21 protein-coding genes are annotated in these 25,964 nt (G+C 70.0%); 14 read left to right on the top strand and 7 right to left on the bottom strand.

Annotation, left to right across the window (positions count from 1 at the left end):
• Positions 1-29: 29 nt before the first annotated feature.
• Genes IEZ19_RS31885 through IEZ19_RS31875 form a run of 3 tightly spaced genes read right to left on the bottom strand, consistent with a single transcriptional unit; the run spans position 30 to position 2,736 of the window.
• The gene (locus IEZ19_RS31885) at positions 30-731 is read right to left on the bottom strand and encodes a maleylpyruvate isomerase family mycothiol-dependent enzyme (protein ID WP_189314781.1); all 702 of its coding nucleotides are present in this window, start codon (positions 729-731) and stop codon (positions 30-32) included.
• Positions 731-1,570 carry a fumarylacetoacetate hydrolase family protein gene (locus IEZ19_RS31880; RefSeq protein WP_189314780.1) on the bottom strand — a complete coding sequence of 280 codons (840 nt, stop codon included), beginning with the start codon at positions 1,568-1,570 and terminating at the stop codon, positions 731-733. Before IEZ19_RS31880 ends, IEZ19_RS31885 begins: the two co-directional genes overlap by 1 nt.
• On the bottom strand, positions 1,567-2,736 hold the full coding sequence (locus IEZ19_RS31875; RefSeq protein ID WP_229841101.1) for a cupin domain-containing protein: 1,170 nt from the start codon (positions 2,734-2,736) through the stop codon (positions 1,567-1,569). The genes IEZ19_RS31880 and IEZ19_RS31875 overlap by 4 nt, the downstream gene beginning before the upstream one ends.
• Before the next feature lie 70 nt (positions 2,737-2,806).
• On the opposite strand from IEZ19_RS31875, the gene IEZ19_RS31870 reads away from it, so the two are divergent.
• The 8 genes from IEZ19_RS31870 to IEZ19_RS31835 all read left to right on the top strand — a co-directional run bounded on the left by IEZ19_RS31870 (position 2,807) and on the right by IEZ19_RS31835 (position 12,604).
• Positions 2,807-3,583: an IclR family transcriptional regulator gene (locus IEZ19_RS31870; protein ID WP_189314778.1), complete on the top strand. Its 777-nt coding sequence runs from the start codon at positions 2,807-2,809 to the stop codon at positions 3,581-3,583.
• Positions 3,584-3,808: 225 nt separating this feature from the next.
• Complete coding sequence (locus tag IEZ19_RS31865) at positions 3,809-5,443, top strand: MFS transporter (protein WP_189314777.1); 1,635 nt, start codon at positions 3,809-3,811, stop codon at positions 5,441-5,443.
• A gap of 371 nt (positions 5,444-5,814) precedes the next feature.
• On the top strand, positions 5,815-6,789 hold the full coding sequence (locus IEZ19_RS31860) for a phosphotriesterase family protein (protein ID WP_189314776.1): 975 nt from the start codon (positions 5,815-5,817) through the stop codon (positions 6,787-6,789).
• Between the two features lie 51 nt (positions 6,790-6,840).
• Complete coding sequence (locus tag IEZ19_RS31855; RefSeq protein WP_189314775.1) at positions 6,841-7,794, top strand: phosphotriesterase family protein; 954 nt, start codon at positions 6,841-6,843, stop codon at positions 7,792-7,794.
• 12 nt (positions 7,795-7,806) lie between these two features.
• Positions 7,807-8,931, top strand: coding sequence for an FAD-dependent monooxygenase (locus IEZ19_RS31850; protein WP_189314774.1), 1,125 nt, complete (start codon positions 7,807-7,809; stop codon positions 8,929-8,931).
• Positions 8,932-8,935: 4 nt separating this feature from the next.
• Entirely contained in the window at positions 8,936-9,856 is a 921-nt protein-coding gene (locus tag IEZ19_RS31845) for an alpha/beta hydrolase (RefSeq protein ID WP_189314773.1), read from the top strand.
• Positions 9,857-9,892: 36 nt separating this feature from the next.
• Entirely contained in the window at positions 9,893-10,834 is a 942-nt protein-coding gene (locus IEZ19_RS31840; RefSeq protein WP_189314772.1) for an MBL fold metallo-hydrolase, read from the top strand.
• A gap of 39 nt (positions 10,835-10,873) precedes the next feature.
• Entirely contained in the window at positions 10,874-12,604 is a 1,731-nt protein-coding gene (locus IEZ19_RS31835; RefSeq protein ID WP_189314771.1) for a CocE/NonD family hydrolase, read from the top strand.
• 50 nt (positions 12,605-12,654) lie between these two features.
• Here the strand turns inward: IEZ19_RS31835 and IEZ19_RS31830 are convergent, their stop codons facing one another.
• Positions 12,655-13,509, bottom strand: a complete 855-nt coding sequence (locus IEZ19_RS31830; RefSeq protein WP_189314770.1) for an EamA family transporter — start codon at positions 13,507-13,509, stop codon at positions 12,655-12,657.
• A gap of 74 nt (positions 13,510-13,583) precedes the next feature.
• On the opposite strand from IEZ19_RS31830, the gene IEZ19_RS31825 reads away from it, so the two are divergent.
• Positions 13,584-14,465: a MurR/RpiR family transcriptional regulator gene (locus tag IEZ19_RS31825; protein WP_189314769.1), complete on the top strand. Its 882-nt coding sequence runs from the start codon at positions 13,584-13,586 to the stop codon at positions 14,463-14,465.
• A 325-nt stretch (positions 14,466-14,790) separates the two neighbouring features.
• Here the strand turns inward: IEZ19_RS31825 and IEZ19_RS31820 are convergent, their stop codons facing one another.
• The 3 genes from IEZ19_RS31820 to IEZ19_RS31810 all read right to left on the bottom strand — a co-directional run bounded on the left by IEZ19_RS31820 (position 14,791) and on the right by IEZ19_RS31810 (position 20,337).
• Entirely contained in the window at positions 14,791-17,862 is a 3,072-nt protein-coding gene (locus tag IEZ19_RS31820) for an alpha-L-rhamnosidase-related protein (RefSeq protein WP_189314768.1), read from the bottom strand.
• Between the two features lie 553 nt (positions 17,863-18,415).
• Positions 18,416-19,075, bottom strand: a complete 660-nt coding sequence (locus IEZ19_RS31815; protein WP_229841098.1) for a response regulator — start codon at positions 19,073-19,075, stop codon at positions 18,416-18,418.
• The gene (locus IEZ19_RS31810; protein ID WP_229841096.1) at positions 19,048-20,337 is read right to left on the bottom strand and encodes a sensor histidine kinase; all 1,290 of its coding nucleotides are present in this window, start codon (positions 20,335-20,337) and stop codon (positions 19,048-19,050) included. Before IEZ19_RS31810 ends, IEZ19_RS31815 begins: the two co-directional genes overlap by 28 nt.
• 179 nt (positions 20,338-20,516) lie before the next feature.
• Here IEZ19_RS31810 and IEZ19_RS31805 point away from each other — a divergent pair, with 179 nt between their 5' ends.
• From IEZ19_RS31805 to IEZ19_RS31785, 5 genes are all read left to right on the top strand, one after another.
• Positions 20,517-21,278, top strand: a complete 762-nt coding sequence (locus IEZ19_RS31805; RefSeq protein ID WP_189314767.1) for an ABC transporter ATP-binding protein — start codon at positions 20,517-20,519, stop codon at positions 21,276-21,278.
• Positions 21,272-23,728 carry an FtsX-like permease family protein gene (locus IEZ19_RS31800; protein WP_189314766.1) on the top strand — a complete coding sequence of 819 codons (2,457 nt, stop codon included), beginning with the start codon at positions 21,272-21,274 and terminating at the stop codon, positions 23,726-23,728. Before IEZ19_RS31805 ends, IEZ19_RS31800 begins: the two co-directional genes overlap by 7 nt.
• 214 nt (positions 23,729-23,942) lie before the next feature.
• Positions 23,943-24,308, top strand: coding sequence for a peptidoglycan-binding domain-containing protein (locus IEZ19_RS31795; RefSeq protein WP_189314765.1), 366 nt, complete (start codon positions 23,943-23,945; stop codon positions 24,306-24,308).
• 291 nt (positions 24,309-24,599) lie between these two features.
• Positions 24,600-24,881, top strand: coding sequence for a hypothetical protein (locus IEZ19_RS31790; protein WP_189314764.1), 282 nt, complete (start codon positions 24,600-24,602; stop codon positions 24,879-24,881).
• 150 nt (positions 24,882-25,031) lie between these two features.
• The gene (locus IEZ19_RS31785) at positions 25,032-25,817 is read left to right on the top strand and encodes a class I SAM-dependent methyltransferase (RefSeq protein WP_189314763.1); all 786 of its coding nucleotides are present in this window, start codon (positions 25,032-25,034) and stop codon (positions 25,815-25,817) included.
• Positions 25,818-25,964: the final 147 nt, after the last annotated feature.

Below are 25,964 nucleotides of genomic sequence, written 5' to 3'. Positions count from 1 at the left end.
TGTTCCTTCGGTCACGGGGCAGGCCCGGGTCAGAGCCAGGCACCCAGCGTGGGGGCGGGCGTGGCGTCCGCGGTGGTGGGGCCGTCGGCCCGGCCGGTGAGATAGGCGGTCAGGGTGGGCAGATCCGCGACGAGTTCGACGGGCTCACCCTCGCCGGACAGGTCCCAACCGACGCCCGGCGCCCGGAGGTTCAGGGCCGGGCCCGGTGCCTTGGCCCGCTTGGCCACGACGTCGTCGCAGAGCGCGGCGAGGAAGTCGTCCGGCAGGTCCGCGAAGGTCACTCCCGTGGCCAGGTCGATCGCGTGGACGCACACCTCGCGCGAGCGCATCCAGGGGAGTTCGGTCGCGGGGACGGTGCGGCCCTGCGCGGTCACCACCTTCGCCAGCCACTGGTCGTCGTCGAGCGCGTCCATGCCGGCAGTGAGGTTCTCCGCGGACCGGCGGAGCCAGCCGGTGAGGTCGGCGGCGGGCAGCCGCGCGCCCTTCTCGATACCCTCGAGCCGCTCCTCGGGCGAGGCGTACATCGGGGTCGGCTCGCCCGTGGCAGCCCAGTGGACCAGGTTGCACAGCGCGTCGGCGTTGGCCGCCACATGCGCCACCAGGTGCTTGCGGCTCCAACCAGGCAGCGCGCTCGGCGCGTTGAGCCCGCCATCGTCCAGGTCGGCTGTTTTGACGAGGAGTTCGGTGCCGATGCGGGCCCAGCGACGGGCGTCGTCGAAGGTACGGGCCATCAGACGGACGTCTCCTTGACCACGCGGTTCTCCAGGCGGCCGATGCCCTCGATCTCGGTGACCACGGTCTCGCCGCCGACCAGATAGCGCTGCGGCTTGCGGGCGTGGCCGACACCGCCGGGCGTGCCGGTGGCGATGATGTCGCCGGGGTTGAGCCGGATCACCGTGGACACGTACTCCACCAGCGCCACCGGGTCGAACAGCAGGTCACCGGTGGTGTCGGACTGCATGACCTCGCCGTCCACCAGGAGCCTCACATCGAGCGAGGGGCGCACGCCGCCCGGCAGTTCGTCCGGGGTGACCAGGTACGGTCCGACGGGCGTGCTGGAGTCCCACATCTTGCCCTGCAGCCACTCACGGGTGCGGAACTGCCAGTCGCGGCAGGTGATGTCGTTCAGGACGGTGAAGCCGGCGATCGCCGCCTCCGCCTCGGCACCGCGCGCTCGGCGCACCTGCTTGCCTACGACCACGGCGAGTTCGACCTCCCAGTCGAACTGCTCGGTCTCCTCGGGCCGGACGATGTCGTCACCCGCGCCGATCAGGCAGTCGGCGAACTTGGCGAACAGGGTGGGGTGTTCGGGCAGGTCGCGGCCCATCTCCTGGATGTGGTTGCGGTAGTTGAGGCCGACGCACACGACCTTCGACGGGGCGGGGACAACGGGCGCGAAGTCGGCGCCGTCCACCGCGTACGTCGTCCCGGTGGCCGACGCGGCGCGCTCCGCCCAGTCGTCCTGGGCGAGCAGCGTGCCGACGTCCGGGACGCCGAGGTCGACCAGGACGTCGCCGTCCAGCTTCACGGCACGGGTGGCGCCGTCGAGACGGAGGGTCGCGAGCTTCATCGGGTGGTTCCTTCCACATGGGTGCGGTCGAGCCGGAGGGCTTCGAAGACGGGGGTGTCGCTGAACCGGAAAAGATCCAGGGCGCCGGAGTCGGAGTCGCTCGCGCCGGCCTCGGAGCGCACGGAGAACGGCTGCCAGGACGGCACGACGAACAGGTCGCCGCGCGTCACCGACCACGACTTCTCGCCGACGGTGACGGTGCCGGAGCCGTCGAAGACCTGGTAGACGGACGAACCGGTCTCGCGGACCGGCGCGGTCTCGGCGCCGCGCACCACACGGTGCATCTCGGCACGGATCGTGGGCAGCACGTCGGCGCCGGTGGCCGGGTCGGTGAAGCGGACGGCGGCGTGGCCGGGCTCGACGGTGCCGCCGAACCCCTCGGCCTCGACGGCGAGTTGGTCGGCCAGGGCGCGGTCGGTGTGCTCCCAGCGGTACGCCAGCAGGGGCGAGCCGGGGGCCGTCGTGCGACCCGCCGAGACGGGACGGAGTCCGGGGTGGCCCCACAGGCGCTCGGCGCGCGAGCGCTCGGGGGTGATCCGCTCGGCGTCGCTGATCTCGTCCCGGCCGAACTCGAAGAACTGCGCCTCGGTGACGTACTGGAGCGGGATGTCCAGGCCGTCGATCCAGGCCATCGGCTCGGCGGTGGCGTTGTGGTGGGCGTGCCAGTTCCAGCCGGCCTGCGGCAGGAAGTCGCCGCGCCGCATGGCCACGGGGTCGCCGCCGACGACCGTCCACACGCCCTCGCCCTCGACGACGAAACGGAACGCGTGCTGGGTGTGCCGGTGCTCGGGGGCGTCCTCGCCCGGCATCAGATACTGGATGGCCGCCCACAGCGTCGGCGTCGCGAACGGCCGGCCACCGAGCGAGGGGTTGGCCAGCGCGATGGCGCGGCGCTCACCGCCACGGCCCACGGGAACCAGGTGTCCGGCCCGGTCGGCGAGCCGGCGCAGCTGCTCCCAGCGCCACACGTGCGGCACGGCACGGGAGCGCGGGTGCGCCGGCATCAGGTCGCCGATCTCGGTCCACAGCGGGACGAGGAGTTCTTTCTCGAAGCCCCGGTACAGCTCTTCGAGCGCCGGGGTGACCTCGGGCTGGCCCGGCGCCGAGACGGCCTCGAGCCGTACCGGGGAACCCGTGACGATGTCTGGAGTGGAGGTCTGAGTCACAGCGTCAGCGTGCACTGTGTCTTCCAGGAGAACATGTAGATTCTGGAGAGCAGAATTTGAAGGGCAAGCCATGGACAAGCCGCTCAAGACACCGCCGCCCTACCCCATCGCCAGCGTGGACCACGCACTGCGCGCGGCGACCATCCTGCAGATGGAGGGGGGCGCGACCGTGTCGCAGATCGCCGAGCGGCTGGGTGTCGCCAGGTCGACCGCCCACCGGGTTCTGGCGATGCTGGTCTACCGGGACTTCGCCGTGCAGGGCGAGGACCGCGTCTACCGTGCGGGGCCGGTTCTGGAACTGGCCGCGCACTCCCAGTCCCTCGTGTCGCGACTGCGGGCGGCGGCCCTGCCGCATCTGTACCGGGTCGTCGATCTTCTGGACGAAACCACGAACCTGATCGTGCGTACGGGGGACACGGCACGGTTCATCGCCAGTGTCGAGTGCCGGCAGGCGCTGCGGGTCGGTTCCCGGGAGGGCATGGTGTTCCCGGCCCATCGCACGACGGCGGGGCTGCTCCTGCTCGCCGACCTCACCGACGAAGAACTGGACGAGGTCTACGCCCTCGAGCGATACCGGGACCGGCCGGCGGAGCGTCCGGATCTCGCCCGTCTGCGGACGGAGCTGAGGCGTCTGCGCCGCAACGGGTTCGCCGTCAACAAGGAGCGTTCCGAACGCGGTCTCGTCGCCGTCGGCGTGCCCGTACGCGACCGGGAGGGCCCCGCGCTGGCCGGCCTGTCGGTGTCGATGCCCAGCGTGCGCTACGACCCACACCGCCTCCAGTCCCTGGTGGCCGCCCTGGACGCCACGGCACACGCCCTGGAGAAGGACCTGGCCGCGCAGCACTGAGCCCCTGACCGAACGACAGTGAGAATGCAAACCTTACAGCAAGACTTATTCCTTAGATCGTGCATATATCATTGACGCAACGTAAAGCGAGTGTCATTCTCCACGGCATTGCGCCCGGCTCTCGTCGCGACTCTCTCCCCCACCGCGCACGCAGGGCCGAGCCCATCCACGCCCCAGAGGCTCCCGTTCCGGGACGCTCACCTTTCCCAGCCAGGGAGAACAGCAATGACGCTCAGCAATGGGACGACGACGTCCCCTGGCCCGACCGCGGGGGCCGCCCGGACACCGGGCTACGCGGGAACACTGGCTGCCGCCTGCGGCGCGGTCTTCGTGGCCCAGGTCGCGAACGCGCTGCCCGTCTCGCTCAACGGGCTCTTCCAGGAGGACCTGCACACCCACGGATCCCAACTCACGTGGATCACGGCCGCATTCATGATCGCCGTGGTCTGCTTCGAGTTCACCTTCGGCGTCCTCGGTGACCTCTTCGGGCGGCGAAAGCTCGTCGTGTCCGGCACGGCCCTGGTCGCCGCGGGCAGCACCGTGGCCGCGCTCGCCCCCACCGTCCAGGTGCTGTGGATCGGCGCCGCGCTCAACGGACTTGGCGCCGGCGCCATGTTCCCCGGCTCGCTCACCGCGATCACCGCCGTCACCCGCGGCATGCGGCAGCGGGCCCACGCGGTGGCGGTCTGGAGCGGCTTCCTGTCCGCCGGCGCCGCCGTCTCGCCTCTGGTCGGCGGCATGTTCTCCAAGATCGGGTCGTGGCGCGGTTCCTTCTGGGTGCTCGTCGGACTCGCCGTGGTCAGCATGGTGCTCACCCTGATCCTCGCCACGGAGTCGAAGGCACCCGAGGGCCGCAGGCTCGACGTACCCGGTCAGATCACGTTCACGGTCGGTCTCGTCCTGGTGCTGTACGGCGCCGTCGAGGGGCCCGAGTCGGGCTGGACGACTCTTCCCGTCATACTCGCCTTCACCTTCGGCGCCGTCTTCCTCGCCGGATTCGCCGTGGTGGAGCTGGGGGCCGAGTCCCCGATCTTCGATCTGACCCTGTTCCGCAACCGGGCCTTCACCGTGTCGTCCGTCGCCGCGGTCATCGGCATGATCGCCTTCCTGGGCGCCTGCTTCGCGACGAGCATGTGGATGGGGCCCGTGCAGCACCAGGACCCGATCCGCGTCGCGATCCCCTTCCTGCTCCTCCAGGGGCCCGCCTTCCTGCTCATCCCGGTCATCTCGCGGCTCCTCCACCGCGTCGCCGCATCCTGGCTGCTGACCGCCGGATTCGCCCTGATGGCGATCGGCTGCCTCCTCTTCACCCGGCTGGACGTGACCGATCCGGGACTCGGTGCGTTCGTCGCACCCGCCCTGCTGATCGGCATCGGTTTCGCCCTGACCGTCAGCTCGCTGACAGCCGTGGCGCTGAACAGCGTGCCCCTGAAGCTGGCGGGCATGGCCAGCGCCACCACCAACATGCTGCGCGACCTCGGTTTCGCCCTCGGCCCCGTCGTCGTCGGCGCGGTCGCCCTGAGCAACGCGGGGTCGGCGTTCGCGGCGCACCTGCCCGGCGCGAACCTGCCGGCCGGTCAGCTGGCGGCGGCACGCGGGACAGCCGAGGCCGGAGGGCCCATCGCCGTGAACAGCCTGCCGCCCGGCACCCCGGGTTCCGCGGCACACGGGCTCGCCCTCGACGCCCTGGGCAGCGGCTACAACACCGCGTACCTCGTGTGCGGCGTCGCGGCCGTCGTCGCCGCGGCGCTGACCGCCTTCGGCATGATCGGGCTTCACACCCGCCGTCCCGACGAGAACGAGGTATCCGCGCTCCTGCCGCCAGATCATGACGGCACCCCGGAACCGGCCCCCCTGTAGGCGGCCCGGCCGCAGGACTTCCTGAGCGGAGCCGCGCCCGGAGGGCACCGGTCACGACGGCCGGCGCCCTCCGGGCTCCCGACAGGTCATGGCCCGTCACTCCGGGCAGGCGCGCGGGCGCCCGTCTCCCGTCCCCGGCCATCAGGGACAAGAACCCGACACCCGCACCGGCCGTGCGCCTCCGCTCGGCCGGTTGCCGCAGTTCAGGGCACCACGCACGGCCTCGGCCGAGCAGCGAACCGACGATGAGCATCCTTCGCGCAAAAAAATCTAATGATGCGTACAGTTCATTGACGCTATGTAAATCGAAGAGCTACGGTGACGACCGCCCCTGGTGCCCTGCACCGTCATCCCGGACTCGTGAGGCAGACATGAGCGCCAAGAGCAACACCGTCAACACCGTCCTCGGTCCCGTCCCCGCCGACGAGCTGGGGATCGTCTCGGTCCACGAGGCGCTGCTGTCGGTGGTCCCGGGGGCGGAACACGCGTTCGACATCTCCATGGACCGCGCCGAGATCTTCGAGACCTTGGCGGCGAAGCTGGCGGACTTCCGCGCCAAGGGCGGCAGGACGATCGTCGACAGCACCGGCATGTTCCACGGTCGCGACGTGCGGCTGTACGAGGCCCTCTCCCGCTCGGCCGACGTCCACATCGTCGCGTCGACCGGCATGGGCCCGGAGGAGCTGCTCGGCGGCTACTTCCTGACGCCGCAGACCAATCCCCCGACGCCGTGGCCCGCCGAGAAGTTCGCCGATCTCTTCACCAAGGAGGTCACCGAGGGCATGGTGGTCCCGCGCGTGGAGCGGCGCGGCGCCGCGGGCCTGGTGGCCACCACCGCGAGTCGCGACGGCATGACCCCCACCGACGAGAGCCTGTTCCGCGGTGCCGCCCGCACCGCTCTGCACACCGGCGTTCCGGTCTCCATCCGCTTCGGCGACGACGCCGTGCACGACCTCGGGATCGTCCTGGAGGAGAAGCTCCCGGCCGACCGTGTGATCGTCGGCGGCCTCGACCGCTCGGACTCCGTCGCCGCGGGCGCGCCCCTCGAGATCGCCCGGCTCGGGGCGTACGTCGCCCTGGACCACGTCGGCCTGGAGGACGACGACCACGTCACCGACAAGGAGCGCGCCGCCCTGGTGGCCGAGCTCGTCAAGGCCGGCCACGGCGACCGGATCCTGCTGTCGAGCAACGCGATCGGGGCGGCCAAGGGCCGGCCCGACCACGACCTGCCGTACAGCTACGTCCTGTCGGACTTCGTCCCCCTGCTCACGGCACAGGGCCTCAGCGACGAGGACGTCCAGCGCATCCTCGTCGACAACCCGCGCGACCTGCTGACGGTGCGCTGACCGCGCGACCGCCCAAACCCCTTCGAGCTGTGACCATCTGAGGTGAGTGTTGTGTCGAGAGTGAACACCGTCCTGGGGCCGATCCCGGCCGAGGAGCTGGGCCTCGTGGCCGTCCACGAGCACATCGGGTACGGCATGCCCGGCTCCGAGCTGGACACGCGGTGGTGGAGGACCCCGGAGCAGCGGTACGAGGAGACCGTCCCCAAGCTGCGCCGGTTCCACGAGTTGGGCGGCGGCACCTTCGTCGACGCGACCGGCATCTGCAACGGGCGCGACGTCGACTACTACAAGTCGCTCTCGGCGAAGACCGGTGTGCACATCGTCGCGAGCACCGGCTTCGTCGGCGGCGACACCGCGCTGCCGTTCTTCGCCCGGGCGACCGTGGACTACCTCGCCCGGCACTTCATCCACGAGATCACCGTCGGCATCGGCACCACCGGGGGCCGCGCCGGCATCATCAAGGTCGGCGTGAGCCGCGGCGGACGCATGACGGACCTCGACAAGCGCATCTACCGCGCGGCGGCACGCGCCGCCCTGGCCACCGGCGTTCCGATCCTGACGCACCTGGCCATCGACGCCGAGAACGCGATCACGGTCTTCAACGAGGAAGGACTCCCGCTGGACCGGGTGCTGTTCGGGCACGTCGACGACGGCGTGAACGCGGACAAGACCCGCGACACCTGGATCGCCGAGCAGGGCGGGCGCATCGGCTTCGACACCTTCGGCTACGAGACCGAGCTGGAGGACCCGCCGTTCTGGGCCCGCCCGCGCAAGGAGCGCCTCGACCACTTCCTCCGGTTCATCGGGCAGGGCCACCTCGGCCAGGTGCTCGCCTCGGCCGACGCCAACTGCAGCCCGCTGGGCTGGCCGGGCGTGAAGGGCCACACCGTCAACTACATCTTCGAGGACCTCATCCCGGACCTCCGGGCCGCCGGACTCGACGAGTCCGCGATCAAGACGATCTTCGTCGACAACCCCGCCGACTTCCTCACGATCAAGAACTGACAAGGACAAGAGATGCAGCCCTCAGACCTGAAGAACCTGACTGTCGCCGTCGTCGGCGCGGGGTACGGCGGCGCGGCGGCGGCCAAGGCCCTGAGCCTGCTCGGCGCCGACGTGCACGTGTACGAGCAGGCGAACCGGATCCGGGAGGTCGGCGCCGGCATAGGTCTGCGTCCTTCCACCATGGACCGGTTCCGCCAATGGGGAATCTTCGACGCGATCGCGAAGGTCAGCTCGCCGAGCGACTACTTCGAGATCCTCACCGCCACCGGTGACCCGATCATGAAGGAGTCGTGGCCGGGGATCCACGACTTCGCCGAGGAGACCAGGACCCACCTGATCCACCGCGGGGACTTCATCGACGCTCTCCTGGGTGTGCTCCCGGATGGCATGGTGCACCTCGGTCACAGGCTGGAGACCATCGAGGACCAGGGCGACCACGCGACGATCACCTTTGCGGACGGCGAGAAGGTGACGGCCGACCTCGTGATCGGGGCCGACGGCATCCGCTCCGTGGTCCGACGGCGGCTGTTCGACGAGAAGGGGCCGCTGTTCTCCGGTGAACACGCCTACCGCGCGGTGATCCCGGCCGACGAGGCCCACGGGATGGTCGTCGACGACAACCTCCGGATGTACATCGGGCGGGGCACGAAGGTCTATCTGCTGCCGCTGCGCCACCGCAACCAGGTGTCCTTCGACATCACGGCGCTGTGCGCGGACAGCACCTGGGCGCCGGAGGTGACGAAGGACGACCTGCTGGCGACGGTGGACGGCTTCGACGAGCGGATCGTGAACATCACGCGCGGCCTCGCCATGGACGCCGTGAACATCCGCGCGGTCTACGACATCGACCCGGTCGACAGGTGGCACTCGGACTCCGTCGTCCTCGTGGGCGACGCGGCCCACTCGATGCTGCATCACCAGGGCCAGGGCGCGAACTCGGCGATCCTGGACGGCGGTGCCCTCGCCGACGCCCTGCTGGAGGCGGACTCCGTCAAGGAGGCGCTGGCCCGGTACCAGGCCACTCGCAAACCGGTGACGGACGAGCTGCAGCGCATCTCGCGTCAGGGGTGGTCCGAGGACGAGGTCAATGACGTCTTCCCCGGGCAGAAGCCCGGCGCCACGACCGGACGGGGCTGACGGCATGACACTGCATCCCCGGATCGCCGAGGTGCTCCGTCACCTGCCGCCCCCGCCCGACGGACCGCTCGACCCGGTGGCGATCCGCGCCACGGAGGAGACACAGGTTCCTCCCCTCGAGGAGCGTCTGCCGCTTGCCCACGTCGAGGACGTGACCGCGCAGACCCCGTCGGGTGAGGTTCCGGTGCGGGTCTACACACCGCTCGACGCCGACGAGTACGGCCTGCTGGTCTACTACCACGGCGGTGCGTTCTTCCTCGGCAGCCTCGAGACGCACGATCACGTCGCGCGGTCGCTGGCGAAGGAGACCGGCCTGAAGGTCCTCTCCGTCGGCTACCGCCGGGCGCCCGAAGCCGCCTTTCCGGCCGGTCTCCAGGACTGCTACGGCGCGGTCCGGTGGGCTCAGGAGAACGGCGAGACCCTGAAGTGGGACGGCACGACCCTCGCCATCGCCGGTGACAGCTCGGGCGGCACGTTCGTCGCCGCCGTCGCCGCCATGGCCCACGACGACGGCTTCGACCGCATCACGCACCAGATCCTGTTCTATCCGTCCCTCGACCTGGACTTCGACGTCGACCGCTATGCCTCCCTGCGGGACAACGCGGAGGGGTACGGCCTCGAGACGGCCGGGCTGAAGCCCTTCAACGCCTTCTACCTCGACAGCGGCGCGGACCCGGCGGACGCACTGGTCTCCCCGATCAAGCGCGACGACCTCTCCGGGCTCCCCGCCGCCCTGATCGTCACCGCGGAGCACGACCCCCTGCGCGACGAGGGCGAGCTGTACGGCGAACGGCTGAAAGCGGCCGGGGTGGATGCGACGGTCAGCCGCTACGCGGGCGCCGGACACGGATTCGTCCAGCACTTCTCCTGGATCCCGGAGTACCACCGGGTCTTCGAGGAGACGCGCGACTTCCTCGGCCGCTGACGCGCGCGACGCCACGAACGAGCTCGAAGGAGAGCCATGACGCACGAAGTGGGAGTCCATCCCCTGGTCTCGCCATGGGGCCGGTTCGGCCTCTACAGCTTCTTCATCGACGCACCGGAGCCGGCCGTCGTCGACACGGGGATCGCCTCCTCGCCCGCCGAGGGCATGGCCCCTGCCCTCGAGGCGCTCGGGCGCAGCATCGAGGACGTCCGCTGGATCCTGCTGACCCACGGTCACATCGACCATGTCGGTGGTGCGTACGCCCTGTGGGAGCTCACCGGCCGGCGCGCTCAGGTCGTGATCCACGAGGCGGACGCACCGATGCTGCGTTCGCGGCGTGCCCACGTGGACGAGTACCTCGCCGGCCGTGGGCAGTACCTCCACGACCCGGACGGAGAGGCCAAGGTGACGGCCGCGGCCGATGCGGTCATCTCCGGGGAGATGGAGCCGACCGTGCTGGTCAAGGGCGGCGAGACCCTGTCCCTCGGTGGCGACGTCACCGTCTCCGTCCACTCCGTCCCCGGCCACACGCCCGGATCGGTCGCCTATGTGATCAACGGCCGGCGTTCGGCCTTCGTCGGCGACGCCGTCCAGGTCCACGGGGCCGCCAACGGCTTCCCCGGGTACGTCGACCCGGTCGCCTACCGCGCCGGCCTCGAGCACCTGCGCGACGAGGTCAGGCCGCGGCACCTGTACCTCGGCCACCCGTACCGCACGGCCGACGGCGTGCCGTACGGCGTCGAACTGGACGCCGACCAGGCCCGGGAGGCACTCCAGGGCAGCCTGGACATCGAGGCCGGCGTCAGCAGGGCCGCTTGCCGCTGCCTGCAGGACGGCCGGCAGGAGACGGACTCGCCGTACTCCCCCTTCGCCCCTGTCGCCGAGGAGCTCGGCTACACCGGCGACCCCACGCTCGAGCCGTCGCCGTTCTTCACGTCGATGCACGGCTACCGAGCGCACTTCACCCAGAACTCGTGACCTCGTGAACTCGTGAAGAAGACAAGGAACTTCGCACTCATGGCTGACTTCCGTACGATCCAGGCGGGCGAGCAGACGATCGCCGTCCGCAAGGACCTCCGGGTCCCCATGCGGGACGGCGTCGAGCTCGCCGTGGACGCCTACCACGGCCCGGAGGACAAGCCGCGGCCCGCTCTGATCGCGATGAGCGCCTACGGCAAGGAGCTTCAGGCGCTCGCCCTGACGATGCCACCGCAGCGTCGCCCCAGCCCGATGTGGGACGGCTGCATCGAGGCCGGTGACATCGCGCGCGTGGTCAAGGAGGACTACGTCCATGTCATCGGTGACATGCGCGGCTCCGGCGATTCGGGCGGCGTGATGATCGGCAACTACAACTTCGGTGGCGTTCCTCAGGGTCAGGATCTGTACGACGTCATCGAGTGGGTCGCCGCGCAGCCGTGGTGCGACGGCAACGTCGGCATGATCGGCATCTCCTACTTCGGCTCGATGCAGGTGCTGGCCGCCGCAGAGCGCCCGCCGCACCTGAAGGCGATCTTCGTCAGCGGTGGCCACTACGACTTCTACGAGACCACCTACCACGGCGGCATCATGTGGTTCATGCCGCGTGCTGCCCGCGAGGGCCGCGGCGGCGACTCCGGTATCGCGCACGCCGACGTCAAGTCCCGTATGCAGGAGGTCTACTCCGCCGAAGAGCTCAAGAAGCTCGTCGACGAGCGGCTCCTGGACCCGGACGTGGCCGCCTGGCCGAACCTGGTCCACGTGCTGAAGTACCCCAAGAACCGCGAGTTCTGGTTCGACATCGTGATGAACCACCTCGACGGGGAGTGGTACGAGGAGCGCAACCCCATCACGCTGGCCAAGAACATCGACATCCCCGTCTATCTGCAGATCGACCAGGGACGTGGCTGGACCGTGGACGGCCACATCGAACTTTTCGACGTGCTGAAGGGTCCCAAGAAGCTGGACATCGGCTCGTACCCGCCGATGCAGTCGCGCCCCTGGATCGAGGAGCACGACAAGATGTTCCGCTGGTACGAGTACTGGCTCAAGGGCATCGACAACGGGATCATGGACGAGCTGGCCGTGAGCGTCTTCGTCGAGGGCTCGCGTGAGGTGGTCACGGCGGAGCAGTGGCCGCCGAAGGACATCGAGTACAAGTCGCTGTACCTGCGCACGCGCCGCAAGCTCTCCTTCGAGCCCGAGGCGATGGGCGTGGAGCACGCCGCCCCGGACGGCTTCTACCAGGCGCCGCTCACGGTCACAGACAAGGTGGAGATCCTGAGCTGGAGCACCGCGCCGTTCGAGCAGCGCACGGAGATGATCGGCACAGGTGCCGCGCACATCTTCGCGGAGATCGACCAGGACGACACGAACTTCATCCTGCGCATGTGGGACACCGCGCCGGACGGCTCGCGCCAGCTGATCACCACCGGCTATCTCAAGGCATCCCACCGCGAACTCGACGACCGCACCACCGAGGGCAGCCCCTACCACCCGCACACCCGCGCCGTGCCCGTCGAGCCCGGGAAGATCGAGGAGTACGTGCTGCGGCTCTACCCGTTCGCGGCGACGTTCCAGCCCGGTCACCGCATCGTGGCGGAGCTGTCGAACGACGAGCCGCTGGCCGACGAGCACAACTCACTGCTGCCGCCGGACGCCTTCCACCTGCCGGTGGGCCGCCCGGTCACCCACAAGATCTACCGCGACGCCGTCCACCGGTCCCGGCTGGTGCTGCCGTTCACGACGCGCAAGGCGGTGGAGAAGCACTAGCCGGCTCCTCACGTGATCGACCGACGCATTGCGCTTGTCGGCTCGGACGTTCAGGCGTGCGCGAGTTGGAGCACGGCGATGCCGACCACCACGGTGGCGCTCGCGGCCAGCCGTCGGCTGCCCAGTCGCTCACGGAAGAACACGGTACCGAGCAGCGCGGCGATGACGATGCTGGTCTCCCGGAGTGCGGCGATGGACGCCAGGTCGCCGTGATCCTGCGCCCATACCACCAGTGCGTACGCGGTCAGTGAGAGCATCCCACCCGTCAGTCCGCGTATCGGGGCGCCGCGCAGCCGGGATGACAGTCCACGCCGGCCCAGTGCGAAGGCACCGGCGCAGAAGAGCATGCCCTGTAGCAGGAAACTCCAGGCTATGTAGCCGAAGACGCTGTCCGAGCGCCGTACGCCCGTGCCGTCGACGATTGTGTATGAGGCGATCATGACGCCGGTGCCGAGGGCAGCCATCAGTGCCGGCAACTGGGTGCGGTCCGGCAAGCCGTCCGCCAGAGCGAGGGCAACCAGCCCGGCGGAAATGACCAGGATGCCGGTGAGTTCGGGGGCTGACAGCTCCTGGCCGAGAACGCTCACCGAGAGGACGGCGACCAGCATGGGTGCGACGCCGCGCGCCACCGGGTACATCTGGCCGAAGTCACCGAGCCTGTAAGCCTGGAGCAGCAGCGTCTGATAGGCGACCTGGAGCGCGGCCGACGCCGCGATAAATGGCCAGGCGGCAGAGTCAGGGAGCGGGGTGAAACAGACCCAGATCACACTGACGCCGACGAAGGCGAGGTTGATCAGCGTGAAGCCGGCGAGCTTGTTCGGCATCGCGTGCGCCAGTGCGTTCCACACGGCGTGCAGCACCGCTGCGGCCAGCACCACTACGGGCACGGCGGTGCCTGCTTGCATGAGCACATCCATGAGCGTCGCCCGTTCCAGAAGCTGAAGCGTTAGGGAATCGAATTCCGTATTATGCTACTCACATGGAACAGCATTCCCCGACCGGGGGTACTTCTGCGGACGCACGGGCCGTTGACGTGCAGAATCTCGCTGCTCATGTACGCGCCCGGCTGCCGCAACTGCGCGACGCGGAGGCCAGGGTCGCGCAGGTCCTGCTCGATCAGGGCCCCGAACTCGTCCGGCTGAGCGTCAGTGACGTCGCCGCGATGGCGCACACGGCGCCCTCCTCCGTGATCCGCGCCTGTCAGCGGCTGGGCTTCCGCGGCTATCAGGAGGTGAAGATCACGGCGGCCAGGGAGGCGCCCCGGCCCACCACACCGCAGGGCGCCGATCCCACCTCCCGCGCGTTGGCCGACACCGTGCAAGCGGCACGCGAGACCCTGGACGGGCTATCCGCGACCGTCTCTCCCGACCACCTGCGCACCGCCGCCGAGGCGTTGCACGGCGCGAGCCGGATCCTGGTCATCGGTGCGGGCCTGTCCACCGCCGTGGCCACCGACGTGGCCTACCGTCTCAGAGCCCTGGGCTGCGCCGTCGACGCCCCCACCGACCCACTTACCGCCGAGGTAGGCGCCTCGTTGCTTCCGGCGGACGCCGTCTGCCTGGCCGTCAGTCACACCGGCTCCACGCGCACCACCGTGGACGCCGCCCGACGGGCCCACGCGCGCGGAGCCACCGTCATCTCGCTCACCAGCTACGCCCGTTCACCGCTGACCGAGACCAGCCAGTGCACGCTGCTCGCCGGTGGCCAGGACCTCACCCTCGGCCTCGAAGCCGTTGCAGGCCGCCTCGCTCATCTGGTCGTGGTTGACGCACTGGCCCTCACCCTGCTGGCCCTGCGCGGTTCGGACGCCCAACAGGCCCTGGCCCGCTCCGCAGAGGTCACCGCGGCTCACGCGTACTGACTTTGCGAATCCGCCGCGCTCATGCGTCGGTGAGAGCTGCTCGTGCACGGCCGGGTGGCGCGCAGGCGGGTCCGGGCCGAGACAGCCATATGCAGCAGACGGAGCCGACATGCCGCGTACGAGGCCTCATGGTGCGGGACATGACGGCGGGGCCTCGGTATCCCTGAACAGGGCCGCCGCTGCGAAGCCGGGACGGTCTGCGCCGAGGCGGTGATCCCGCCTCGGCGCAGACCGTCAGAAAGGGAGCGTTGTCAGGGAACCGACGGGCGGGCTGTGCCTGAAGACTTCTGGGGCCCGGGCTGCCCTCCCGATCAGGAGGTGGCGATCACGCCCGCGTCGCGTGGAAGTCGGTGTGGCCGGATCCGACCCGGTACAGGGCCCTGCCGTCCGAGGTGCCGAGGTACGTGGCCTGGCCGGTCACACGGTAGGTGCCGCCGGCCACGGCGGGCAGGGCGACCGTCGCGGTGACGTTCACCGGGATGTCGACCTTGGTGTTCACGCCGTACTGGCCGCGACGCCAGTCGACGCCGACCGTGCCGCGCTCGGTCCACTGGGTTCCGGAGGCAGCGGTCAGGCCCTTGTCCGCCGGTGCGATGCGGATCGTCTCGGCGCCGGGCGAGGTGACCGTCAGACCGAGGACGCTTTCGAGGATGCCCGTGATTCCGGCGCCTCCCCAACCGTGCGAGAAGCTTTCGCTGCTGCTCTGGGAGACCTGGGGACCGGTGCAGTCGGAGGTGGCGCAACCGGGCGTCCACTGCTCCCACAGGAAGGTACCGCCCTCGGCGAGGACCTGTGCCGGACCGTCGTGGGCGGGGTCGGTCAGAATCTTGACCAAGGTGTCCGGGCGGTCGGTGGTCCGCAGTGCGTCGAGCAGGGTGCGCAAGGTCATCGGGCCCTGTTGCATGCCCAGTTCGGATATGCGGTCGCCCAGTGCGGCGTATTCGGAGGGGTCCGCGATCCCGTAGGCGGCGGGGAAGGACTGCGCGTGCTCGCCGAAGTGGTCGATCCGGGTGCCCGACGAGGTCAGGCCGTCGGACCAGGCACCGGTGTCCGGATCCCTCAGCTGCCGGCGCATCGCCGCGGCCAGGTCATCGGCCCGGTCGTCGTACGTCGCCCGGGTTCCGGTGTCGCCCAGTGAGTCGGCCGCCTGGGCGACCGAGCGCAACGCGCCCACGCCGAGTGCGTTGACGACGGTGCGGTTGACGTTGCCGGTGGTGACGTAGCCGTAGCGCATGGGCGCGGGCCAGTCGATGATGCCGTACTGATAGGCGCCGCTGCCGCCGGGCAGGTCTGCGACCAGTCCGCGGCTGTCGACGGCCGCCCAGATGTAGTCGGCGACGTTTTTCATCACCGGCAGGGCCTGGCGCAGGAGTTCCTTGTCACCGGTGGTCCGGTAGTACCGCAGCACCCACTCGGGGAACATCTCGGTGTAGTCGGGGATGTCCCGCTTGGCGTCACCGTTGGGGTACACGGAGTTCAGGGCGCCGTTGTTCCAGTAGCGGGCCTGCGAGTTCATGAAGGAGACGATCGCCTGCCGGGTCAGACTGCGTTCGCCGGCCGAGGCCATGGTGGCGAAGGACTCGTCGATGCTGTCGCCGAGGAACTGGCCCTTCTCACGGGTCGGGGTGTCGAGGAAGACGTTCTGTGCCGATTGCAGAGCGGAGCGCTGCATCAGGGCGAAGACGGCGTCGAGGGTGGGGTCGCTGCTGGAGAAGGCGGCGGGGTGGGCGGCGTCCGTGTTCTGCACGACGGCGCTGACGTCGTCGGCCGTCAGGTTCTCGCCCGGGTCGCTGATCTGCAGGTAGCGCCAGCCCCAGTAGGTGAAGGGCCGCGCCGTCTGGGCGCCGTCCTTCTCGGTGTAGGAGAAGCGCATGGTGCTGCCCTGCGTGTCCAGCGCCGAGGTGCCCGCGCGGGAGTTCTCCACCCAGCTGCCCTTCGCGTGGTCCTTGCCCAGCCCACCGTCAAGGGTCACCGTCGTGCCGTCCACTGCCTCGACGGTGTGCGCCTCGGGCTCGCCGGCTCCGTATCCGTCGGCGGGGGCGTCCACGGTGATCCGGTCGCCGACGTGGACGTTGCCGGCGGCGGCCAGGGTGAGGGTGGTGTCGCCGGCCGAGACGGCCGTGGACAGCGTGCTGTTGTTGCGGCGGTAGCTCGTGGTGAGCGTCAACTGCCGCCCGGCGGCGCCGTTGTGCAGACGCACCGAGGGAACGGCGGCGTAGACCTTGCCGAAGTCGGCGAAGACGGTGCCGTCGGGCAGGTGCAGCAGGGAGACAGGGTGGACGACCTTCTGTGTCAGGTGGGCTTGCAGCGCCGACAGGTGCGTAAAGGCGCAGGGTGAAGAACTGCCCTCGTAGGAAGAGCAGTTGGCCGGGTTCGGGCGTGGGTGCGGCCCGATGGCCGTGGCCGCCGCCCAGCCGCTGTCGTCGTACTCCGCGGTGTCCCAACCGGTCAGTTCCGCCTGCGCGTCGTAGTACTCGACACGGTCGCCGGCATCACTGTTGCGATAGGTCAGGGTGTCGACGCGCTGCGGGTCGTAACGGTGCACCTTCCAGGAGCCGTCGGACACCATGACGTCCTGGCTGCCGTCGCTGTGGTCGACGACGACCTTCACGAGCAGTCCGTCGGGGCCCTCGGGGCTGCTCGGCCCGTTCGCGCGACCCTGGCACTTGCAGGACCAGTAGTGGGTGATGACGCCGACCGGCAACTCCTGGCCCGCTCGCACGTTCTTGAGCGGGGCGACGTCGTAGTAGCCCTCGCCGGCGTACTCGTACGAAGAGCTGCGCTGCACCACGTGGCCGGCGATGTCGACCTGCCAGTCCCCCATGGCGGCGACGTAGACGCGGGCGTCGGTCACCGGGCTGCTCGTCGAGACCTTCATCACCTTGCGGGCAGCTGTCCACTGGTTGCTCGCGTCGTTGCCGGTGGCAGGTCGGCGGATCCACTGGGCTCCGGACCAGTCCTGGTCCCCCAGGCCGGTCGTGAAGACCGCGGGAGCAGCGTATGCGGACGCCTGGCCACTGCGGTCCCACGTCCGCACGGTCCACTTGTAGGTGTTCCCCGGCTTCAGCGCGCCACCCGCATAGGAGACCCAGGACTGCTCCGAGCCGGACACCTTCCCGCTGTCCCAGACGGTACGGCCTTCCGTGTCACGTACGACCAGCTCGTAGGCCGACTGCACCTCATTGGCGTCGACGTCCCGAGGCAGCCAGCCGAACTGCGGTGTGCCGTCCAAGGCCGGAGGGTCGGCCTGGTCCCCCACCGTCAGCCCGGTCGGCGCCTGCGGCGCGTGATCGGCCCCGGTCTGACCCGCGAACGCGTGCGGTACGGCGGTCAGCGTCAGCCCAAGGGCCGACACCACCACTCCCAGCCGACGCATCTGCCATGACCGCAATCTCATGTTCCACCCCTCGCCCAAGGATTTTAAACATTTCAATCCGACAGACCTTGCGACCCCACCGAGCTGGGCCGATGGCATGCCATGACCTGAAGGAACAACTAAAGGCCCCAGGTCGAACGCAAGTTGAAACGTATTAATCTCGATGCTTGGTGGAGACTATGAAGCGACTGATTCGACTGTCAACGGTCGTGCAGGGACCGGTTCTTGGGACAGTCGCGGCCACGCCCACGAGAACAAGGAACCGCCCGCCGGGCAGAGAACGCTGCCACGACCAGCGATGATCTCCCTACCGGCCGCGGTGGCCGGTGGCGACCGGCGGGAACGGCCTCAGCCCCCGATACCGCCGGCCGAGCTGTCGAAATAGGTGAAGCCCGCGGTCAGCGCGGCATGCACGTTGGCGAGAGCCTGCATGTAGGTGTCGTGGAAGTGAAACGAGATCCGCTCCGTGCGGATGCCGCTCCCCCCACGGCTGCTGTTCGTCCTCGGGGGAGCAGACCCGGCTCGTTTCGCGCATTCGTCCCAGAAGGCGCTGGGCGTTCTCGGCCTGCGGGCGTTACGCCCGCAGGTAGGAGAGAACCGCCAGTACCCTGCGATGGGTTTCGACCGCCGGGGGCAGGTCCAGCTTGGTGAGGATGCTGCCGATGTGTTTGCCGACGGCTGCCTCGGACACCACCAGTTCGCGGGCGATCGCACTGTTCGACCTGCCTGCCGCGATCAGGGCCAGGACCTCCCGCTCGCGTGGGGTGAGCCGCTCCAGCGGATCGCGGCGGCGGCGCAGGAGCTGGCGCACGACTTCGGGATCGACGACCGTGCCGCCGCCCGCGACCTGGCACAGCGCGTCCACGAACTCCTCGACCTGCCCGACTCGGTCCTTGAGCAGATAGCCGACGCCCGATCCGTCACCGGAGTCCAGGAGTTCCGAGGCGTACGTCCGCTGCACGTACTGGCTGAGGACCAGGACAGGCAGCGTGGGCCGCTTTTCGCGTAGCCGCACCGCGGCGTGCAATCCCTCATCCTGGAAACGGGGAGGCATGCGCACATCCGTTACGACGATGTCGGGCGCGTGCTCCTCGACCGCGACGACCAGCGCCTCGGCATCCCCGACGGCCGCCACGACCTCGTGCCTGTAGCGGCCGAGCAGGCCGATAAGCCCTTCCCGCAGCAGCACGCTGTCCTCGGCCAGCACTACGCGGAGCGATCGGTCGACTCGCAAGGGAACTCCACATCCAACAGGGTCGGTCCGCCCGGCGGACTGGACAGGGAGAGTCTTCCATCCAGAACCGACACCCGGTCCGCGAGTCCGGCCAGCCCGCTTCCGTCGGCGGCATCCGCGCCGCCCCGGCCGTCGTCGCGCACCCGGAGGAACAGCCGCCCGTCGCGGTGCCCACCACTCACCTCCGCACGGCTCGCCCCGCTGTGCTTGGCGACGTTGGCGAGCGCCTCGCAGATCACGAAGTACGCGGCGGACTCGACCTCCTGGGGCAGCCGTCCTGGCAGTTCAAGGTCGACGTCCACGGCGACCGCGGAGCGGTCGGCGACATCGTCGATCGCCGCCGGCAGGCCGTAGTCCGTGAGGACTTTCGGGTGGATTCCGTGAATGAGCTCGCGCAGCTCGGCAAGCGCCTGGCCGGCCTCCTCCTGGGCGATGGCGAGCTGGTCGGCGAGCGGCCCGGGCGGTGCGTCGAGGCGGGCCAGGCCGAGCGCCATCGTCAGTGCCACCAGCCGCTGCTGCGCCCCATCGTGCAGATCGCGCTCGATGCGCCGCCGTTCCGCCTCGAAGGCGCCCACCAGCCGAACGCGGGACTGCGTCAATTCGGCGAGCCGCTCTCCCAACTCGCTCTCCGGTGAGGCGATCAGAAGGCGGGTCAGTTGGGCCCGGGCGCCGGCCGCGACCCCCAGGACGTAGGCGCCCAGGCCCAGGAGGAGGAGCCCGAGCGCGGCGACGCCGAAGGCCGTCGGCCAGGTGGTGATCGTCCACAGCTTGAGCACCTTGGTCTCCCGGCGCTCGCCCACCGTGGCCATCAGCAGCGGGGCCACGCTCATGGACAGCGGAAAGAGCAGGGCAACCGTGACCGCAAGGGCGTCGACCGGCCACAGCAGCCCCGCGAACAGCAGGGCGTACCCGAGCTCCCGCCAGGTTGCCCGCTCCTTGAGGCGCGTCGTCAGCCATGCCCGCAGGCCCACGGCGGCGGGCGCAGTGTGCTGGTCGGGTGCCGGATCGCGGTCGACCAGGCGCAGCCTGCGCCGCTCCACCGCGGCCACCGGTATTCCGACGAGGGCCGCGGCGACGAGCAGTGGCAGCCCGACCAGCACGATGGCCAAGGCCCCGCCGGACACTGCCAGCACCACGATCGCGAGAAGAGCGGCGGCGCCGGTCATAGCGCCGGTGACCAGGTACCCGACCGAGCGCCAAGGCCACGGCGACAGCAGGAAGTCCGGCCGGGACATGGCCTGCCACACGTTCCGAGCATGCATGGCGATCACCGTAGGTGACCGGCCCCGTCCGGTGCCATCGGTCCAGGGGGAGGAACGGGGGTATGCGTAGCCCTACCCCAGGTCTCGGTTCTGCCGTAGTGCACCGCGATGCCCCGCGCGGTTTCGTGTAGCCACAGACGACGGCGCCCTGAGGACGGGCCGGACCAGTGGGGGGACACATGCACGAACCCGGGAACAGACGCAGCAACGGCGAGGCGATCCAGCTGCGCTCCGTCAGCAGACGGTACGGGTCGGGCCACAGCACCGTCACCGCGCTCGACCAAGTCTCACTGTCCTTCTCCCAGGGAACGTTCACCGCGGTCATGGGGCCTTCCGGTTCGGGCAAGTCGACTCTGCTGCAGTGCGCCGCGGGGCTCGATCGGCCCACGTCGGGGGCGGTCACCGTGGGCGGGACCGAGTTGACGAGGCTGAACGAGACCGAGCTGACCCTGCTGCGGCGCGAGCGCATCGGATTCGTCTTCCAGGCGTTCAATCTGATGCCGTGCCTGACCGCCGAACAGAACGTGGCGCTGCCCCTGCGGCTCGCCGGCCGGCGCCCCACCAGGGCCCGGGTGCGCGAGGTGCTGGAACAGGTCGGGCTCGGCGGGCATGCGCGGCATCGGCCGACGGAGATGTCTGGGGGCCAGCAGCAGCGCGTCGCCCTCGCCCGCGCCCTGATCACCCGCCCCGAGGTGCTCTTCGGCGACGAGCCGACCGGCGCCCTCGACTCGCAGACCAGCCGTGAGGTGCTGAAGCTGCTGCGCAGCATGGTCGACTCCGAGGAGCACACGGTCGTCATGGTCACGCACGACCCGGTGGCCGCCTCCTACGCCGACCGTGTCGTCTTCCTCGTGGACGGAGGGGTCAACGGCGAGTTGATCGGGGCGAGCGCCGACGCCATCGCCGCACGCATGACCAGGCTGGAGGCCGCGCCGTGCTGAGTGTCGCCCTGCGCACCCTGCGCGCCCGGTGGATCACCTTGGTCGGCAGCTTCGTCGCGCTCTCGCTCGGTGTCGCGCTGATCGCCGTGATGGGCCTGGCCCTGGCCTCGTCGCTGGACGCGCCCGACCGCAAGCCGGAGCGGTTCGCCGCAGCGCCGGTCGTGGTCAAGGGAGCGGACAGTCTTCGCGTCCCCACGCCCATCGGCGACCGGGTGCAAAAGCTCGCCCTGCCGCGCGCCGTGCCGGCCGAGGTCGTCGCGAGGCTGAAGAAGCTCGGCACCGTCGTCCAGGACCGGTCGTTCGCCGTACGGGCCCGGAGCGGGCCGGGCGACCTGGTCGGGCACCCCTGGTCCACCGCCGCCTACGCCCCGTACGAGATCGACGCGGGTCGAGCGCCCCGGGCGGCCGACGAGGTCGTCGTCAGCGGCGACTGGGCGAAGCCGGGCAAGCGCGTGCGGACCGATCGAGGAACCGTGCAGGTGGTGGGAAACGTCGCCGGGCGTGGCTTCGAGCACGCCGTCTTCTACACCGACGCACGCGCCGTCCAACTGTCTCCGAACAGCACGCAGTTGGTCGTGGACGCGAACGCGGCGGCGGTGCGCTCGGCGGTGCGCGGCAGCGACGGCGTGCGGGTCCTCACCGGTGACGGGCGTCGCTACGCCGACGCCGACCCGGACCGGGACAGCGAGGCCTTCACCGCGATGAACGCCATGTTCGGCACCGCGGGGGGCGTCACCACCTTCGTGTCGCTGTTCGTGGTGGCATCCACCTTCGCGTTCTCGGTCGCGCAGCGGCGCCGGGAGTTCGGGCTGCTGCGCACGGCCGGCGCGACCCCGGGGCAGATCCGCAGGATGGTGTTCCTCGAGGCCTTCCTGGTCGGCGTGCTCGCCTCGGCCACCGGCTGCGTGCTCGGCGTGTACGGCGCGCCCTGGCTGGCAGCGTGCGTGGTCGACGGCGGCCTCGCCCCGAGCTGGTTCAGCATCGGCGCCGCCATCTGGCCGTACTACATGGCTTTCTCGACGGGTCTGGCCGTCGCGCTGTGCGGTGTGGTGGCGGCGTCCTGGCGGGCGGGCCGTACCGGCCCCACCCAGGCGCTGCGCGAGGCGTCCGTGGACACCCGGACGATGACGTGGGGCCGTTGGCTGTGCGGCGTGGCGCTGTTGCTGACCGCGGTCGTGACACTGGCCCTGTCGCTGTTCAGCGACCCTGGTGACCTGCTGCACCGCAAGACCTATGTGAGTCGGCCGATGCTGCTGATCACCGCGGTGGCGCTGCTCGCGCCGGTGGTGGTGCGCCCGTCGACCCGGTTGCTCGCCTGTCTTCCGGCCCGGCTGCCCGGTGCCGGCGGCATGCTGGTGCGGGAGAACGCCGCCGCCGGCGTGCGGCGCACCGCTGCGATCGCGGCGCCGGTCCTGGTCACGATCGCCCTCGCGGGCTCGCTGCTCGGTGCCACCGCGACGCTGAACGAGGCCAAGGCCACCGAGACGCGCGAGCAGACGGCCGCCGCCTTCGTCGTCACCCCGACGGACGATGCGGGCTTCGACGCGGCGACCCTGCGCAAGCTGCGCAACGTGCACGGCGCCGAGGTGTCCCCCACCTCCTCGAGCGCCGTCTACGTCCTGGAGGACGGCGTATCGCTCGACAAGGACGAGGCCCGCGCGGCGAACCCCGGTCCGCTCACCGCCACCACCCGTCTGCCGATCGCTTCCGGCAAGGCGAGCGACCTCGATGACGGCTCGATCATCGTCAACGAGGAGTGGCGGCAGCACACCGTCGGACAGCGGGTGCGGGTGTGGCTCGGCGACGGTACGCAGAAAACCCTGAGGATCGCCGCGGTGATGACCGCCGGGACCGGTAACAACGGCGTCTACGTCACCCCGCGCAACGCCCCCGGCGCGTCCATCGACCGGATCGACGTGGCCCTCGAGCACGGCGCCGACATGAGCGACGTGGCCGCCCGCCTGCGTTCCGCCGTGCGGACCACGGGCGGACAGGTCTTCACCAGGGACCAGTGGGTGCAGGCCAATTACCCCGAGACGAACCGGACCACCCGGATGGGCTTCCTGCTGGTCCTCGGCATCGCCCTTCTCTACACCGGTATCTCGCTGGCCAACACCATGGTCATGGCGACCTCGGACAGGGCGCGCGACCTGGCGGTGCTGAGGCTGGCCGGGGCCACCAGGTGGCAGGTGCTGCGGTTCGTGGGCGCCGAGGCACTGATGGTCGTGGCGGTCGGCGCAGTGCTCGGACTCCTCGTCGCCACGCTCAATCTGGCGGGCATATGGAGCGCCCTGGGCCTGCTGTCGGTGTGGACCACAATCCAGCTTCCCTGGACGGCCATCGGCGCGGCAGTGGGCGCCTGTGCGGTGCTCGCCGTGGTCTCGTCCGTGGCCCCCGCCTCACTCGCCCTGCGCCGCAGGGCGGTGGAGCTGGCGGGCGTCCGCGAGTAACACCAGGCAGACCGACCTGTTCACCCCGATCCGCGAGGCCCCGCGCCTGCACTGACCGCCCGGGCCAGGGGAAGCCGCCACCGCTCCTCGGCTCCTTGCTCACCATGCGTGAGGCTCGAAACTCGCGGTCGTTGGTTCATGGTGGGCATGATGAGGAATCACCAGCCTCCGGACGCGAGCCTCGCCGGCAAGAGGCCAGACCGAAAGGAGCGGCATGAGACAGCGCAGATTGCTCACCTTGGGGGCAGGACTGTGCACAGCCGCAACGCTGGGCCTGGTATCGCCACATCCCGCCCTGGCCGCCCCCGGCGACTGTTCCCACACATCACCGACGTCTCGACCCACGCTTACGTACGGTGACACCGGCACGGCCGTCAAGCAGGCCCAGTGCCTGAGCAACATCTGGGGAGGCCAGCCGCCCAAGCTGGCCCTCGACGGGGTGTTCGGCTCCACCATGCTGAAGAAGATCGAGTGGATCCAAGGCTGCCACGGCCTGCCGCAGAGCGGTGTCATCGAGAACCGCACTTGGCACGTGCTCTACCATCCTGCCCTGGACTGCTACGACCCGTATCCGTCCTGAGCAACCCGCTACGGACTCGCCACTCGCGAGGCCCGCCGGGTGCGCCTGTCCGCGACCAGCGATCCGGCAGCCCGCACCTACATCCTCAGGAGTGGCCGAACTACTGCGCCTCCATAGCGCCGCGGCCCATGTGCGGCGGGCCAGGAAGTTTCAGCGGGCTTCAGGAGCATTCCCCATGGTGGTTCGCCTCAGGACAGCACCGTCACCCAGACAGACCAGACAGAAGGGGCGTCCTCATAAAGTCCCTCAAGCGCAGTCTGACCGGCCGCAGTCGCACCGTCGGCGGCGTGCTTGCGGCCACCGTGGTCCTCGGCGGCGCCGGCCGCGACCGCCTCCTCCTTCGCCGAGGAGGGCGACCACGACGGCACCCCGGTGGCCGCCACACGAGGTCACCGTCGACGCCACCGACGGCAAGGCACCGCGGCCAAGGCCGACCAGGACAATGACTTCGACGACCGCGGCGGCGACGCGGCCCTGGCCAGGTCCGCCAGGACCGAGCTGGCCGACGCCGTCGACGCGGCCCTCGCCAAGGTCGACGGCAGCAGCACCTCCGGCGACAACGACGAGGACTGACGGCAGAGCACCCGCGTACGACGCACCGGGCGGGGACCGCTCCGGCGGACATCCCCGCCCCGCCCGGACACGCCACTGTGCGCGGGGGCCACACCGCGCCGTGCGGGCTACGCTGCCCGGCGGGGGCTGTCGCGGATCACGGAGCCAGCCATGCCGAAGCCCGAACTGTCGAAGAACCGGTCGTCTCTGCGGCATAAGGTCCGCTACGCCCTGCAGCACCCCGGATGGATCCGCCCCTTCCTGCACCGCGCCGCGCGGGACACCTGGCTGCGCCTGCGCCACCGCGACCACGTCGCGTACTACCGCGCCGTCATGGCCTGCGACACCGCGCGCAGCCCCGAGCTGGCCGTCGGCAGCAGCTCGCAGGCCCGCTGGCTGGCACTCGGGGCGATGCAGTTCGACTACCTGATCGAACACGGCCTGAAGCCGCACGACCGGATGCTGGAGATCGGCTGCGGGAACCTGCGCGCGGGGTGGCGGTTCATCGACTACCTCGAGCCCGGCCACTACTACGGGATCGACATCTCGCCGGACATCCTCGTCGAGGCACAGCGCACCCTCGTCCGCCACGGCCTGCAGGACCGCCTCGCCCACCTCGCCCTCGTCGAGAATCTGACGCTCGGCTTCCTGCCCTCGCGCTGGTTCACCGTGGTGCACGCCCACAGCGTCTTCTCGCATTCGCCGCTGCAGGTGATCGACGAGTGCCTGGCCAACGTCGGGAGGGTGCTGGCGCCGGGCGGCTTCTTCGACTTCACCTTCGACCGCACCGAGGGCTCCGAACACCACGTGCTCCGCGAGGACTTCTACTACCGCACCGAGACCCTCATCTCGCTGGCCGAACGGCACGGCCTGACCGCCCGTTTCATGGACGACTGGGAACAGCGCCCGCACGGCCAGTCGAAGATCCGCGTCATGCACGTGGCAACACCCCGGTGATGAAGCCCGGGGACCCCCTTCTGCCGTATTCACCGCTCTGGTCGGGTGCTTACCGGCCGCCCTCGCGCCGACACCACACTGCTGTGGGCCGTCCGGTGACGTGCGCGGCCTGCACAGCCGGCCTCCGGAAAGGTGCGTTCCGAGTGA

This window comes from Streptomyces brasiliensis (assembly GCF_014647875.1).
Lineage (GTDB): Bacteria > Actinomycetota > Actinomycetes > Streptomycetales > Streptomycetaceae > Streptomyces > Streptomyces brasiliensis.
This window is presented reverse-complemented; position numbering and strand designations above follow the sequence as displayed.

Coding starts and splice junctions, on each gene's coding strand:
- IEZ19_RS31830 (WP_189314770.1), bottom strand. CDS start 13,509: ATGCAAGCAGGCACCGCCGTGCCCGTAGTGGTGCTGGCCGCAGCGGTG.
- IEZ19_RS31820 (WP_189314768.1), bottom strand. CDS start 17,862: ATGAGATTGCGGTCATGGCAGATGCGTCGGCTGGGAGTGGTGGTGTCG.
- IEZ19_RS31885 (WP_189314781.1), bottom strand. CDS start 731: ATGGCCCGTACCTTCGACGACGCCCGTCGCTGGGCCCGCATCGGCACC.
- IEZ19_RS31880 (WP_189314780.1), bottom strand. CDS start 1,570: ATGAAGCTCGCGACCCTCCGTCTCGACGGCGCCACCCGTGCCGTGAAG.
- IEZ19_RS31850 (WP_189314774.1), top strand. CDS start 7,807: ATGCAGCCCTCAGACCTGAAGAACCTGACTGTCGCCGTCGTCGGCGCG.
- IEZ19_RS31835 (WP_189314771.1), top strand. CDS start 10,874: ATGGCTGACTTCCGTACGATCCAGGCGGGCGAGCAGACGATCGCCGTC.
- IEZ19_RS31860 (WP_189314776.1), top strand. CDS start 5,815: ATGAGCGCCAAGAGCAACACCGTCAACACCGTCCTCGGTCCCGTCCCC.
- IEZ19_RS31845 (WP_189314773.1), top strand. CDS start 8,936: ATGACACTGCATCCCCGGATCGCCGAGGTGCTCCGTCACCTGCCGCCC.
- IEZ19_RS31785 (WP_189314763.1), top strand. CDS start 25,032: ATGCCGAAGCCCGAACTGTCGAAGAACCGGTCGTCTCTGCGGCATAAG.
- IEZ19_RS31840 (WP_189314772.1), top strand. CDS start 9,893: ATGACGCACGAAGTGGGAGTCCATCCCCTGGTCTCGCCATGGGGCCGG.
- IEZ19_RS31870 (WP_189314778.1), top strand. CDS start 2,807: ATGGACAAGCCGCTCAAGACACCGCCGCCCTACCCCATCGCCAGCGTG.
- IEZ19_RS31795 (WP_189314765.1), top strand. CDS start 23,943: ATGAGACAGCGCAGATTGCTCACCTTGGGGGCAGGACTGTGCACAGCC.
- IEZ19_RS31805 (WP_189314767.1), top strand. CDS start 20,517: ATGCACGAACCCGGGAACAGACGCAGCAACGGCGAGGCGATCCAGCTG.
- IEZ19_RS31810 (WP_229841096.1), bottom strand. CDS start 20,337: ATGCATGCTCGGAACGTGTGGCAGGCCATGTCCCGGCCGGACTTCCTG.
- IEZ19_RS31865 (WP_189314777.1), top strand. CDS start 3,809: ATGACGCTCAGCAATGGGACGACGACGTCCCCTGGCCCGACCGCGGGG.
- IEZ19_RS31825 (WP_189314769.1), top strand. CDS start 13,584: ATGGAACAGCATTCCCCGACCGGGGGTACTTCTGCGGACGCACGGGCC.